This is a genomic window from Streptococcus sp. SM5, from assembly GCF_027497975.1.
On sequence record NZ_JAJNSC010000001.1, the window covers coordinates 78,944 to 92,142 of the forward strand.

Here is a 13,199-nt window from a genome sequence, read left to right on the forward strand (position 1 = left end):
TAAATCTCTATAACTTATCCTTTAATTTCTCAACAAAGAGATAGGCTGCTGGACAGGTCAAAGTATTCTTAATCGTCAAATGGTTGATTTGATGGATCTTTTTCCTGTCTGTATGAGGAAATTCACGACAGGCCTTTGGACGAACGTCATAGATGGAACAGAGATTATCTCCTCCTAAAAAGGGACAAGGCATGGATTTAAAAACCTTATCACCATCTTCATCTACCTGCAGAAACTCCGCTTCAAAAGCAGGTAATTTCATCTTAAAGTACTTAGCAATACGAGTGATGTCTGCTTCCTTGAAGTCGGGTCCCAATGTCTTGCAACAGTTGGCACAGGCAGTGCAATCAATCTCCTCAAAAACTTCTTGGTGAATCTGCTGGGCTATCTTGTCTAGATTTTTAGGAGGTTTTTTCTTTAAATTGGCTAAAACTTTTCGATGCTCCTTCTGCTTTTGTAAGGCTAGCTGGTGGTAGTACTCAATATCAATTTCTTTAGACATGATTTCTTTCTAATTCACGTATTTTTGTCTATTATACCATAAATACTGCCCCTTTTTTGCCCCCTAAATACAAAAATAGCCCTTCGGATAAAATCCGAGGGGCTAGAAACGTTATTAAATCAACGGCCGAACTTTTGAATTTCAAGGTTCGGGATAAAATAGTTCACTGAACTATTTTATTTTTTAAGGTTGTAGAATGATTTCAATCCACGGTATTCTGCTACTTCACCAAGTTGGTCTTCGATGCGAAGCAATTGGTTGTATTTAGCGATACGGTCTGTACGTGAAAGTGAACCAGTCTTGATTTGTCCTGCGTTAGTTGCAACTGCGATGTCAGCGATTGTTGAATCTTCAGTTTCACCTGAACGGTGTGATACAACGGCAGTGTAACCAGCTTCTTTAGCCATTTCGATAGCTTCAAAAGTTTCAGTAAGAGTACCGATTTGGTTAACTTTGATAAGGATTGAGTTAGCAGCACCTTCTTGGATACCACGTGCAAGGTAGTCAGTGTTTGTTACGAAGAAGTCGTCACCAACAAGTTGTACTTTCTTACCAAGACGTTCAGTAAGAGCTTTCCATCCATCCCAGTCGTTTTCATCCATACCATCTTCGATAGTGATGATTGGGTATTTGTTAACCAATTCTTCAAGGTAGTCGATTTGTTCTGCAGATGTACGAACAGCAGCGCCTTCACCTTCAAATTTAGTGTAATCGTATACTTTACGTTCTTTATCGTAGAATTCTGATGAAGCACAGTCAAATCCGATAAATACGTCTTTACCTGGAACATATCCAGCAGCTTCAATCGCAGCAAGGATAGTTTCAACACCGTCTTCAGTTCCTTCGAAACGAGGAGCGAATCCACCTTCGTCACCTACGGCAGTTTCCAAACCACGTGATTTAAGGATTTTCTTAAGAGCGTGGAAGATTTCAGCACCGTAACGAAGAGCTTCTTTGAATGTTGGCGCACCAACTGGCAAGATCATGAACTCTTGGAAAGCGATTGGAGCGTCAGAGTGAGAACCACCGTTGATGATGTTCATCATTGGAGTTGGAAGAACTTTAGTGTTGAATCCACCAAGGTAGCTGTAAAGTGGGATTTCAAGGTAGTCAGCAGCAGCACGAGCTACAGCGATAGACACACCAAGGATTGCGTTTGCACCCAATTTACCTTTGTTAGGAGTACCGTCAAGAGCGATCATAGCACGGTCGATAGCTTGTTGATCACGTACATCGTAGCCAATGATAGCTTCAGCAATGATGTTGTTTACGTTGTCAACAGCTTTTTGTGTACCAAGACCACCGTAACGAGATTTGTCACCGTCGCGAAGTTCAACTGCTTCGTGTTCACCAGTAGAAGCTCCTGATGGAACCATACCACGTCCGAAAGCACCTGATTCAGTGTAAACTTCTACTTCAAGTGTTGGGTTACCGCGTGAGTCTAGGACTTCGCGAGCGTAAACATCAGTAATAATTGACATTTTTTACTCTCCTTATGAGTTAAATTTTTTACACCTCTATAATACCTTAAAACCCCTCCTTTTTCAAGAAAAAACGTTATCTTTGTGCAAATTTTCCTTAACTTTATAAAGTAATCGCTTTCTTTTGTCTGTTTTATTCTAACTTTTATGATATACTGTTTTCATGACAGATTTATCAAAACAATTACTTGAAAAAGCTCATGGTGGGCCAAAATTAAATCCGGATGAGCAAAGACGCTATCTTGGCACTTTTGAGGAAAGAGTTCTTGGATATGCAGATATTGACACAGCAAATAGCCCTCAGTTAGAAAAAGGTTTTTTATCTATTTTAGAAAACCTTCAGGAAAAAGCAGAGCCACTATTTGTGAAGATTTCACCAAATATCGAATTTGACAAACAAGTTTTCTACTTAAAAGAAGCTAAAGAAACTGATAGTCAAGCTACCATTGTATCTGATGAGCATACTTCTTCTCCTTTTGGCCTGATTATTCATAGCAATGCACCAGTACAAGTAGAAGAAAAGGACCTTCGACTTGCTTTTGCAAAACTTTGGGAAGTTAAAAAGGAAGAACCAGCCAAAACATCCATCTGGAAGAAATGGTTTGGCTAAATCTTGCGCATATTTAATAAATTCCCTATATTGGCAGCCGTGTGCTCCAAATAGAGACGGGCATTTTTCAAACTATCTTCTAGAGGTTCACTTTTCTCCAAAATTGAAAAAGCCGCTTGGATATTTTCAAATGGTAGGGAAGGTAAATCTTCAGCAAGACTACCACAAATAGCAATGACAGGAACTCCGACAGGGGTTCTTTTTGCTACGCCTATAGGCGCTTTCCCAGCAAAGCTTTGACAATCTAGTCTTCCTTCTCCTACAACTACCAAGTCAGCATCTGCAACTTTCTTATCAAAGTCAATCAAATCTAAACAAGTGTCAATTCCAGATACGATACTTGCTTTAGCAAAGGCACACAAACCGCCAGCAATTCCTCCACCAGCTCCTGCACCTTTAATTTCTAATGTTGCAGGCGAGACTTTTTCATAAAAATCTTGGATTGCCTGATCTACGACTGCAAACATAGTAGGATGTAAACCTTTTTGCTTTCCAAAAGTGTAAGTCGCACCTTGCTGACCACATAAGGGACTCACGACATCTGCTAAAATACGAATTTGCACATCTTCAGGAATTTCATAGCGATTTTCTGTTGACATAGAAGCTAAGTTTAGTAAGGATTGACCGCAAGCAGGCAAGACATTTCCATCCCTATCATAAAATCGATAACCTAAACCAGCAGCAATCCCAATTCCTCCGTCATTACTGGCCGTGCCACCAACACCGATATAGATATCTTTAATCTCTTGAGCAATGAGATGGCGAATCAACTCTCCGATACCACGAGTTTGGATTTGAAGTGGATTTCGTTTCTCTATCGGAATCTTTCCAAGGCCAACCAAATCAGCAACTTCGAATAGTGCCAGTTTCCCTTTTTGAAAATAGTGCATGGCTTCTTTTTGTCCAAAAGGTCCTGTCACTTGGATCCATTTTTCTTCTAGGTCAAGAGAATGTCGGATAGCATCTACAGTACCTTCTCCCCCATCACCAACAGGGCAGAGGAGACAGTCTACATCTACTATCGATTGTTGGAAGCCTCTTTTTATTGCTTCAGCTACCTGTTGAGCTGTCAAGCTTTCCTTAAATGAATCTGGTGCAATTACAATCTTCATATTTTACCTCATTCTAACCAGTCAATCAAAGGAAGAACTTCTAAAAAATCCCTCTTATCAACATGATTCGGTATTTCTTTTTTGAGCACTTCTTTGGCACAAAAGGCGATTCCTAGTCCTGCTGACATCAACATTAATAGATCATTGGCCCCATCACCGATTGCAATCGTTCTTTCTTTAGGAAGTTTTAGTTTCTCTCTCCATTTTTCCAAAGTCTTTTTTTTGACCTGGGGACTGATAATTTGTCCAATCAATTTTCCTGTTAGAAGACCATCTTTGACTTCAAGTTGATTGGCAGAGAAATAGGCAATACCAAGTGATTTTGCTAGTCTCTCAACTATTTGCGTAAAGCCACCAGACACCAGACCAACTAGGATACCATTCTTTTGGAGAATGGAAATGAATTCCTGGGCATTTGGCGTTAGATGAATAGAATTGAAGACTTTATCAAATACCGAAATAGGAAGGCCTTCCAAGAAGGAAACTCTTTTTCTTAAACTGCTTTCAAAGTCTAACTCTCCTCTCATTGCCCGACTTGTAATCTGCGAAATTTCCTCCTCACGACCTACCTCTCTTCCCAAAAGGTCAATCACTTCTTCTAGGATTAAGGTTCCATCAACATCCATAACACACAAGCCTTTTACTTGAGACATTAGTTCTCCTCTCTAAACAGCCCAAAAATCGTATGAAGTCATCATACGATTTTATCTATTAATTAACTAAACTGTGGTACAAGTCAAGGTATGACTTGCAGGCTGTATCCCATGAGAAATCACACTCCATAGCTTGTTTTTGTAGATTTCTCCAAACGTCAGGATGGTGTCTATACAAGTCCAATGCTGTTTGGAAAGTCCAATTTAACCAATAAGGAGATAGATTGTCAAAGCTAAAACCAGTACCACTTCCTTCGATTGGATTAAAGGCTTTAACGGTATCTCGCAAGCCACCAACTTCATGGACTAATGGCAAGGTTCCGTAACGCATAGCCATCATCTGAGACAAGCCACACGGTTCAAAACGACTCGGCATGAGGAAGAGGTCACAAGCAGCGTAGATTTCTTGAGCTAGTTTGACATCAAAAGTGATATTTGCTGATAGCTTGTCTGGATAGATTTGAGCAAACCATGAGAAAGCTCCTTCAAATGCTGGATCGCCAGTTCCCAAAAGAACAATCTGAATATCTTCTTGCAAGATATGGTGCAGACTTTCCACCACCACATCAAAACCTTTTTGACGTGTCAAACGAGAAACAATTCCCACCAGAGGAACATCAGCTCTAACTGGCAAGCCAACTCTCTCTTGTAATTTTGCCTTATTCTTGGCTTTTCCAGACAGATCTTCCTTATTAAAATGATAGTCTAAAAGGGCATCCGTCTGAGGATTATAAAGGTCAGCATCAATCCCATTCACGATACCAGAAACTTTACCAGACTCCATCCTAAGAATCTGATCCAAGTTACATCCAAACTGACTAGTCATAATTTCATGAGCATAACTAGGTGAAACGGTTGACACACGATCCGCATAGAGAATACCTGCCTTCATCCAGTTCAGACAGTTGTTCCAGCGAAGGGTACCATCCGCATAACGTTCAAAGCCCACTCCAAACAAATCCCATAACATTCCTTCTGAAAATTGTCCTTGGAATTCCAAATTGTGAATGGTTAAAACAGTTTTAATACCTTGATAGGCTTGAATCCAACGGTATTTTTCCTTCAACAAGAAAGGAATCATAGCTGTATGGTAGTCATGAACATGGAGAAGATCAGGAATAAAGTCAATCCTTTCCATAGCCTCAATGGCAGCCAGTTGGAAAAAGGCGAAGCGTTCTCCGTCATCAAAATCACCGTAAACATGCCCACGGAAGAAATAATATTGATTATCGATAAAGTAGAAAGTGACACCATTTAAGACTGTTTTCTTAATCCCACAGTACTGTCTGCGCCAACCAACACTAACCTCAAAATGAAGAACATCTTCAATCTGATTTCCAAATTTAGCCTCTACCATGTCATAGTAGGGTAAAATTACTGCAACTTCATGTCCCGCTTTTACCAGTGATTTAGGAAGAGCGCCAATGACGTCTCCCAAACCACCTGTTTTTGAAAAGGGTGCACCCTCAGCTGCTACAAATAAAATTTTCATGAATGAATATCCTCTGTTACTTTAGCACCTTTCTTAACGACGACTGGATGTTCTGCAGTTCCACGGATCACAACTCCATCCGCAACTTCAACACCCTTGTCCAAGATAGCATATTCTACCTGAGCACCTTCTCCAATAACAACACGAGGGAATAAGATGCTATCTTTAACCAAGCTATCCTTATGGACATGAATATTACGTGATAAAACAGAATTAGCCACTTGACCTTCAATAATACTACCAGAGGCAAACTGAGAAGTGCTTACCTTAGATGTATTGGCATAGTAAGTTGGCTCTTCATTTTTGACCTTTGTATAAATCTTTTGATTTGGTGAGAAGAGAGAGTAGAATTTTTGAGATTCAAGCATATCTTTATTAGCTTGATAATAAGACTCTACAGAGTGAATATTTGCAAGGTAGCCTGTGTACTCGTAGGCAAAAGCCCCTTCTTTGGCCGCCAAATCCCGTAAAACATAGCGCAATTTCTCTGGATGTTCTTTCTTAGCTTCTTCTTCTAAGCGTTCAATCAACCAAGGTGTATCAACGACAAAGATATCTGTGGACATATTGTAAACTTCATCTGTTGACTTGCTATCAAAGAGTTTATGAGAACGAACATGGTCTGTTTCATCTACTTCCAAGATTGCGTTCACTTCTGAAATATCTTTCTTAGGAAGTTTCTTATAAACAACTGTAATAGGCCCCTTTGTTGTGTTATGAAGGTGGAAAACTTGGTTCAAATCAATATTAATCAAAACATCACAGTTGAGTGAAACTGTTTGGTTTGAACCAGAACGTTTCAAATAAGTAAGAAGCTGTTGGTAGTACTCTTTTCCAACTGTACTACTTTCCACACGGGTATTGTAAATACCTAGATAGTAGTGGCTAAGAAGAGTTGACAAGCCCCACTCACGCCCTGAACGGATATGGTCAAAGACTGAACTGATATTGTCTTGTTGGAAAATACCGAAAATACTACGCACACCAGCATTAGCAAGACTTGAGAGCGGGAAGTCGATCAAACGATATTTACCACCAAATGGCAAACTAGCTACTGGACGGTGGTCGGTCAATGTTGACATATCATGAAAACCAACTGTGTTTCCTAAAATGGCAGAATATTTATCAATCTTCATCTGTTGCTACCCCCACTACTTCATCATATCCTACAACTTGTACTTCTTCTGTTCCATCAATTTCGACACCATCAGAAATAACTGCACCTTCACCAATAATGGCACGTTTGATTTTAGCTCCCTGACCAACAATTGCACCACTCATGATAACTGAATCTACTACTTCTGCCCCTTCGCGAACTTGCGCACCTGTTGAGAGGATAGAATGTTTAACAGTTCCATCTACGAAACAGCCATCGACAACCAAGGAATCTTCCACATGAGCATTTGCCCCAAGGAAGTTTGGTGGTGAAATTAAGTTTCTTGAGTAAATCTTCCATTGACGGTTACGGCTATCCAAGGCATTTTCTGGTGAAATGTACTCCATGTTAGCTTCCCAAAGAGACTCAATCGTACCAACATCTTTCCAGTAACCATTAAATTCGTAGGCATAAACACTTTCACCTGACTCAAGGTAATTTGGAATGACATTCTTACCGAAGTCTGACATATCGACATTGCTCTTTTCAGCAGCAACGAGCATATTGCGCAGACGTTGCCAATCAAAAATGTAAATTCCCATAGAAGCTTTTGTAGATTTAGGTTGAGCTGGTTTTTCTTCAAATTCAACAATACGATTGTTTGCATCTGTATTCATGATACCAAAACGGCTAGCTTCCTTAAGAGGAACATCAAGAACTGCTACTGTCAAACTGGCATTATTATCCTTGTGAGACTGGAGCATATCATCATAGTCCATTTTATAGATGTGGTCCCCAGAAAGAATCAAGACATACTCAGGATTGACACTGTCTATATAGTCGATGTTCTGGTAAATAGCGTGACTAGTCCCTTCGAACCAACGATTTCCTTCACTTGCAGAATAAGGTTGAAGAATAGAGACCCCAGAATTGATACCGTCTAGTCCCCAGCTTGAACCATTCCCGATATGGTTGTTGAGAGCAAGTGGTTGGTACTGTGTAATGACTCCAACATTGTGAATTCCTGAGTTGGCACAGTTTGAAAGAGCAAAGTCAATGATACGGTAGCGCCCACCAAATTGCACAGCTGGTTTTGCAATGCTTTGAGTGAGTTTACCGAGACGAGTTCCTTGCCCACCAGCAAGAATCAAAGCTAACATTTCATTCTTCATTTTCTACTCCTTTTTGGTTTTTACTTGTGACAATTTTAGTAGGTTTCAAGCGGCGCTTGATTTTCCATACACTTGCTCCCATAGCCGGTAGGGTAAAGGTCAAGGTCTGCTCATAATCCTTCCATAGTCCTTCTTGCGTTTGAACGGTTTGGTTATGCTCTTTCCAGACACCTCCCCACTCTTCTAACTCAGTATTCCAGACTTCTTCATAAATCCCTGCGACAGGCAGTCCAATTGTAAAATCTTTTCGTTCAACAGGTGCCATATTAAAGACGCAGACTAGCATGTCGTCCTTCTTACCTTTACGGATGAAGGTAAGAACACTCTGGTCTCGATTATCCGCATCAATAATTTCAATGCCATCATAGCTGGTATCAATTTCCCACAGACAGCGGTGGTCTTTGTAGAACTTGTTTAGCTGAGATGTAAAATACTTCATCTTCGCATTCATTGGGTCTTCTAGGTTAGACCATTCCAACTGTTCTTCAGATTTCCATTCTAGGAATTGGCCGTATTCGCTACCCATGAAAAGCAATTTCTTACCAGGGTGACAAATTTGGTAAGTGTAAAGATTGCGTAAGCCTGCGAATTGATTATAACGATCTCCCCACATCTTATGCATCATACTCTTCTTACCATGAACCACTTCATCATGCGAGAATGGTAAGAGATAATTCTCCTTGAAGACATACATAAAGCTGAAAGTCACCAGATTAAAGTCATATTTACGGTAAATCGGATCTTCTTCATAGAAACGGAGGATATCATTCATCCAGCCCATATTCCACTTGTAGTCAAATCCTAGACCATCTGAATCCTTGGTGTCAGTAATCTGAGTAACTGATGAACTTTCCTCAGCTATCATCATAACATCTGGATGAGCTTGTTTAATGACATCATTCAAGCGTTTTAAGAAATAATAGCCTTCGTAGTTTAGATTGCCACCATCCTTGTTAGGCGTCCATGGTGCATCATCATAATCAAGATAGAGCATGTTGCTAACTGCATCCACACGAATACCATCTAAATGGTAAAAATCAATCCAAAACTTAATACTAGAAATCAAGAAGGACTGGACTTCATTTTTTCCAAGGTCAAAATTGAGAGCTCCCCAACCATAGTTGTGAGCCTTATTATGGTCTTGGTACTCAAAAGTTGGAGTCCCATCATAATAAGCCAAGGCATCATCATTTATAGTAAAATGACCAGGTACCCAGTCTACAATAACACCAATATTGTTTAAGTGACATTCCTCAACAAAATCTTGAAACTCTTCAGGACGACCATAGGCATGCTCTAAAGCAAAGTACCCCATAAGCTGGTAACCCCAACTCAAACCGAGAGGGTGGGACATCAAGGGCATAAACTCAATGTGAGTATAGTTCATCTCAACCAAGTAAGGAATCAGCTCATCCTTCAATTGAGAAAAACTAAAGGGGCTGCCATCAGGATTTCTCTTCCAAGAGCCAGCATGAGCCTCGTAAATATTGACAGGACGCTCTTCAAAGCTCAAGCGTTTTCTACGGGCTAGCCAGAGACCATCCTTCCATTTCTTTTCTGGAATATCTGTTAAAATAGCACCAGTCCCAGGTCGTGCCTCATACCGTACAGCCAAAGGGTCAATCTTCATAAGCTGATGACCATTTGCACGTGTGATATGGTACTTGTAAATTTGGCCTTCTTGAGCAGAACTTGTAAAGACTTCCCAGACTCCAAATTCATTCCGTTCCATCGGAATTTGATTTTCAACCCAATTGGTGAAATCCCCTACTAAGTGAACAGCCTGAGCATTGGGTGCCCACACACGAAAAATATAGCCATACTCTCCATTTTTTTCTTCCCTATGAGCTCCCAGATAGTGCTGGAGGTGAAAATTTTCACCTGTCATAAAGGTTTTTAAAGCATTATTCTTATCCATACACCCTCCTAATTCTGTAAGCGTTTTCTATAGATTTATTATACTACCTTTTTAGGGAAGATTCAAGTAAATTACGGAATTTGCAAAGAAATCTTTTGAAAGTCTTCAACAAATTCACTGATGTGTTCACTTGTAAATCAAGAAATTTTCAGAAACGCTTTGAAAACGAATTGTTTTTTATAATACTATCATAAAGTTCGTTATTTAGCTAACAAAAATATAATTTTAAGTAAAAAAATAAATCAGGAAACGAATCTCCTGATTTTATTGTTTTTATAGTAGTTTAGCATATTTTCGGCACCTCTTCCAAGTAAAGTATAACGCACTATACTTTACTTCGTTAGGAAACATTGATACTATCAACTCCACACATCCTACATAGACAGTTGCCATTATGTTTTTTAATATTCTTCAAAACTATATCTTATACAAATTATTTAATCTTTCTAACTCTAATACATTCATACATACTTCTACTCCAGTAACTCCCCCCTTACTATGAATAACCCCACAAGAAAACACAATCCTCTCCTTACTCAAAATATTTGACAACACTACTAATGATTCTAAAATATAATCCTTTATAATAATAAAACTATTATTTTCATCTTTAACAAACTCTATAAATCCAATATCCTTACACCTATCACCAAGATGAAACCTAAGTGATTTCAAAAAATAATCTAAAAAAACATCACTATCCATAGAAAAGCCTTTAATTTTTTAAAAATATTCTGATATAACATTCAAAAATAAAATTGTAAATCTATTCTACAAAACTTTAAAGACGCTGGCACTTACGCCACCAACCATGTCTTTATCACTTAAATGGCTATTGGTCACCAAGAGTTCTAGGTTCCCTGCATTTTCAAACTGGAAGTCTTGCCCTTTAGCATTAAATACAACCAATAAATGTTCTTCCCCTTGAATCTCATAGACAATCCAACCACTATGTTCGTGAGCTGAATGAACAAAGACATGATGGTAAATTTCATCATAAGTAGGGTAAGAAAAGGCACTGGTTTCTGTCTTCAATCGAATAATTTGACGAATGAATTCAATGCTGTCTTGACGTTCATTGATCAAATCCCAGTTGACTTGATTCACACTGTCAGGAGCATTATAGCTATTCATTGCACGCTCTCTATCATCATGAGTCAACTCACCATTTTCACCTGTCGCAAGCAGCTTGGTACGGCCAAATTCTTGACCGATTTCCATAAAGGCCATCCCTTGCATAAGCAGATTCATGGCTGTGGCAGTTTCGACCTTGCGCATGATTTGCTCGGAAGTTTGGTCTGGATGAAGGGTTGCCAACAAATCGTGAAGATTGTAGTTATCATGGGCCTCGACATAGTTTAGAACTTGATTTGGACGAATATATGATCCTAATTCACGACTGCCTAGAATTGCTTTGGCTAGAATTGGCTCTGTAGCAGCACCACTAACAAAACCTGACTTGATAGCACCATAAACTTCTCCACCTTTGACAGCATCACGCTGATTGTCATTAAAGAAACCAATATTTGGCATCTGGTAGGCATTGTCTTTCTTAGCCTTATCATAAGGCGCTAGGCCTGTTCCCATATCCCATCCTTCTCCATAGAGGATAATGTTAGGGTCGATTTCATCCAAACTCTGACGAATCATCTGCATAGTCTTGACATCATGAATCCCCATCAAGTCAAAACGGAAGCCGTCAATATTGTATTCCTGTACCCAGTATAGAAGAGAATCAATCATATACTTGCGGAACATTTCGTGTTCACTGGCAGTTTCATTTCCAACACCCGTTCCATTCTGGAAGGTACCATCTGGATTCATACGATAATAGTAATCAGGGACAGTTGTTTGGAAAGGTGCATCAACAACTGAGAAGGTATGGTTATAGACCACATCCATAATAACACCAATACCCGCATCGTGATAAGCTTGAACCATGGTCTTCAAATCACGAATGACCTGAGCTGGATCATTTGGATTGGTTGATAAACTTGTTTCTGGTGCGTTATAGTTTTGTGGGTCATAACCCCAGTTGTAGGTTACATTTCCATCCTCATCGTATTCTTTGTGACGATCTGCAATTGGTTGCAACTGAACATAATTGTAGCCGATCTTCTTGATGTAATCAAAAGCAGTTGCTTGGCCATACTGGTTAACTGTCCCAGTCTGAGCAGCACCCAAGAAAGTTCCTCGAAGATGTTCATCCACACCTGAGGTCGGTGATTTAGTCAAATCACGAATATGCATTTCGCAAATAACTGCCTTACATGGATTTTCCAAGCGCCAAGTAGCCTCAGAACCGTGCTTGACCTCGAAGTTTTCAACTTGCTTTTCTGCATGGCCTAGAATAGCTGAACGTTTGCCATCAGGACTGGTCGCGATGGTATAAGGATCGCGTGTCAAGGTTTGGTGATGAGGGAATTGGACTTGATACTGATAAGCCTTACCAGTCAAATCTTCCTCAACATCCAAACTCCAGACACCGATTGTATTGTCTTTATGGTTATAAGAGTAGCTATTGCCTCGCTCCATCTCAAAAGTTTTCCAAACAGGTGCATCATTAGTAGCTGATTCATAAACGACAACCTGCACTTCTGTCGCTGTTGGAGCCCAGAGAGCGAAATGAGCCTGATTGTCCTCTACACGGCAACCCAATTCTCCTTGGTAACCCCAATGATGGTCAAAACTGGCACTGTTAATAGCCTTATCAAAGGCAAAAGGATTTTGATTCTTATAGAAAGGACTGGCAATAGCAGGATTTTCAGAATAATAAATCCTGTCATCCCCTTCCAAAATCCATACCTCTGTTAAAAGAGGATAGTGATTAAAACGGATAGCATATTCTTTACTGGTTTGACCTGTATGAACCACAAAATTCAAGCTTTCTAGGGCATGAGCACTTGGGTGTTCAAAACTAAATAAGGCGCCAAAATAATCTTCTTTGTAGCTCAGCAAATCAATTCGCTGGTCCTGACTTTTTACAAAAGAGCAAGTGTCGTATTCACCATTCTTGCGATGGTAATGAATGCGCATAGGGTAGTTATACATTGTTTTTTCCATTTTCTATTCTTAATTTATTTTTGTTTCACTAAAAAATTCTTGACCGATTTTGTTCCGATTAACAAACTAGTTATACTTTCTAAACTCTGGTTTTAAACTA

11 protein-coding genes are annotated in these 13,199 nt (G+C 39.6%); 1 reads left to right on the plus strand and 10 read right to left on the minus strand.

What is annotated here, in order from left to right; genetic code table 11:
• Positions 1 to 7: 7 nt before the first annotated feature.
• The gene (locus PAN07_RS00345; protein WP_000031481.1) at positions 8 to 502 is read right to left on the minus strand and encodes a YkgJ family cysteine cluster protein; all 495 of its coding nucleotides are present in this window, start codon (positions 500 to 502) and stop codon (positions 8 to 10) included.
• Positions 503 to 678: 176 nt separating this feature from the next.
• Positions 679 to 1,983, minus strand: a complete 1,305-nt coding sequence (eno, locus tag PAN07_RS00350) for a surface-displayed alpha-enolase (protein WP_000022813.1) — start codon at positions 1,981 to 1,983, stop codon at positions 679 to 681.
• 163 nt (positions 1,984 to 2,146) lie between these two features.
• Here eno and PAN07_RS00355 point away from each other — a divergent pair, with 163 nt between their 5' ends.
• The gene (locus tag PAN07_RS00355; protein ID WP_084863430.1) at positions 2,147 to 2,593 is read left to right on the plus strand and encodes a DUF1694 domain-containing protein; all 447 of its coding nucleotides are present in this window, start codon (positions 2,147 to 2,149) and stop codon (positions 2,591 to 2,593) included.
• On the opposite strand, the gene PAN07_RS00360 is transcribed toward PAN07_RS00355, so the two are convergent.
• The 8 genes from PAN07_RS00360 to pulA form a co-directional block, all read right to left on the minus strand.
• Positions 2,590 to 3,705 carry a glycerate kinase gene (locus tag PAN07_RS00360; RefSeq protein ID WP_269796694.1) on the minus strand — a complete coding sequence of 372 codons (1,116 nt, stop codon included), beginning with the start codon at positions 3,703 to 3,705 and terminating at the stop codon, positions 2,590 to 2,592. The genes PAN07_RS00355 and PAN07_RS00360 overlap by 4 nt on opposite strands.
• Positions 3,706 to 3,713: 8 nt before the next feature.
• Positions 3,714 to 4,358: a phosphoserine phosphatase SerB gene (gene serB, locus PAN07_RS00365; RefSeq protein WP_049487210.1), complete on the minus strand. Its 645-nt coding sequence runs from the start codon at positions 4,356 to 4,358 to the stop codon at positions 3,714 to 3,716.
• Positions 4,359 to 4,416: 58 nt separating this feature from the next.
• Positions 4,417 to 5,850: a glycogen synthase GlgA gene (gene glgA / locus PAN07_RS00370; RefSeq protein ID WP_269796695.1), complete on the minus strand. Its 1,434-nt coding sequence runs from the start codon at positions 5,848 to 5,850 to the stop codon at positions 4,417 to 4,419.
• Positions 5,847 to 6,986 (minus strand): glucose-1-phosphate adenylyltransferase subunit GlgD, encoded by a 1,140-nt coding sequence (gene glgD, locus PAN07_RS00375; protein WP_049501774.1) that lies wholly within the window; start codon positions 6,984 to 6,986, stop codon positions 5,847 to 5,849. The genes glgA and glgD overlap by 4 nt, the downstream gene beginning before the upstream one ends.
• Positions 6,976 to 8,118, minus strand: a complete 1,143-nt coding sequence (locus PAN07_RS00380) for a glucose-1-phosphate adenylyltransferase (RefSeq protein WP_000787251.1) — start codon at positions 8,116 to 8,118, stop codon at positions 6,976 to 6,978. The genes glgD and PAN07_RS00380 overlap by 11 nt, the downstream gene beginning before the upstream one ends.
• On the minus strand, positions 8,108 to 10,036 hold the full coding sequence (gene glgB / locus PAN07_RS00385; RefSeq protein ID WP_084863426.1) for a 1,4-alpha-glucan branching protein GlgB: 1,929 nt from the start codon (positions 10,034 to 10,036) through the stop codon (positions 8,108 to 8,110). The genes PAN07_RS00380 and glgB overlap by 11 nt, the downstream gene beginning before the upstream one ends.
• Positions 10,037 to 10,453: 417 nt before the next feature.
• Positions 10,454 to 10,741 carry a hypothetical protein gene (locus PAN07_RS00390; RefSeq protein ID WP_192856310.1) on the minus strand — a complete coding sequence of 96 codons (288 nt, stop codon included), beginning with the start codon at positions 10,739 to 10,741 and terminating at the stop codon, positions 10,454 to 10,456.
• A gap of 66 nt (positions 10,742 to 10,807) precedes the next feature.
• Positions 10,808 to 13,087, minus strand: a complete 2,280-nt coding sequence (gene pulA, locus PAN07_RS00395; RefSeq protein WP_084863537.1) for a type I pullulanase — start codon at positions 13,085 to 13,087, stop codon at positions 10,808 to 10,810.
• Positions 13,088 to 13,199 lie beyond the last annotated feature (112 nt).

Excerpts from the sequence above, each read along its gene's own strand:
- PAN07_RS00345 (WP_000031481.1), bottom strand. The coding sequence starts at position 502 with ATGTCTAAAGAAATTGATATTGAGTACTACCACCAGCTAGCCTTACAA.
- eno (WP_000022813.1), bottom strand. The coding sequence starts at position 1,983 with ATGTCAATTATTACTGATGTTTACGCTCGCGAAGTCCTAGACTCACGC.
- PAN07_RS00355 (WP_084863430.1), top strand. The coding sequence starts at position 2,147 with ATGACAGATTTATCAAAACAATTACTTGAAAAAGCTCATGGTGGGCCA.
- PAN07_RS00360 (WP_269796694.1), bottom strand. The coding sequence starts at position 3,705 with ATGAAGATTGTAATTGCACCAGATTCATTTAAGGAAAGCTTGACAGCT.
- serB (WP_049487210.1), bottom strand. The coding sequence starts at position 4,358 with ATGTCTCAAGTAAAAGGCTTGTGTGTTATGGATGTTGATGGAACCTTA.
- glgA (WP_269796695.1), bottom strand. The coding sequence starts at position 5,850 with ATGAAAATTTTATTTGTAGCAGCTGAGGGTGCACCCTTTTCAAAAACA.
- glgD (WP_049501774.1), bottom strand. The coding sequence starts at position 6,986 with ATGAAGATTGATAAATATTCTGCCATTTTAGGAAACACAGTTGGTTTT.
- PAN07_RS00380 (WP_000787251.1), bottom strand. The coding sequence starts at position 8,118 with ATGAAGAATGAAATGTTAGCTTTGATTCTTGCTGGTGGGCAAGGAACT.
- glgB (WP_084863426.1), bottom strand. The coding sequence starts at position 10,036 with ATGGATAAGAATAATGCTTTAAAAACCTTTATGACAGGTGAAAATTTT.
- PAN07_RS00390 (WP_192856310.1), bottom strand. The coding sequence starts at position 10,741 with ATGGATAGTGATGTTTTTTTAGATTATTTTTTGAAATCACTTAGGTTT.
- pulA (WP_084863537.1), bottom strand. The coding sequence starts at position 13,087 with ATGTATAACTACCCTATGCGCATTCATTACCATCGCAAGAATGGTGAA.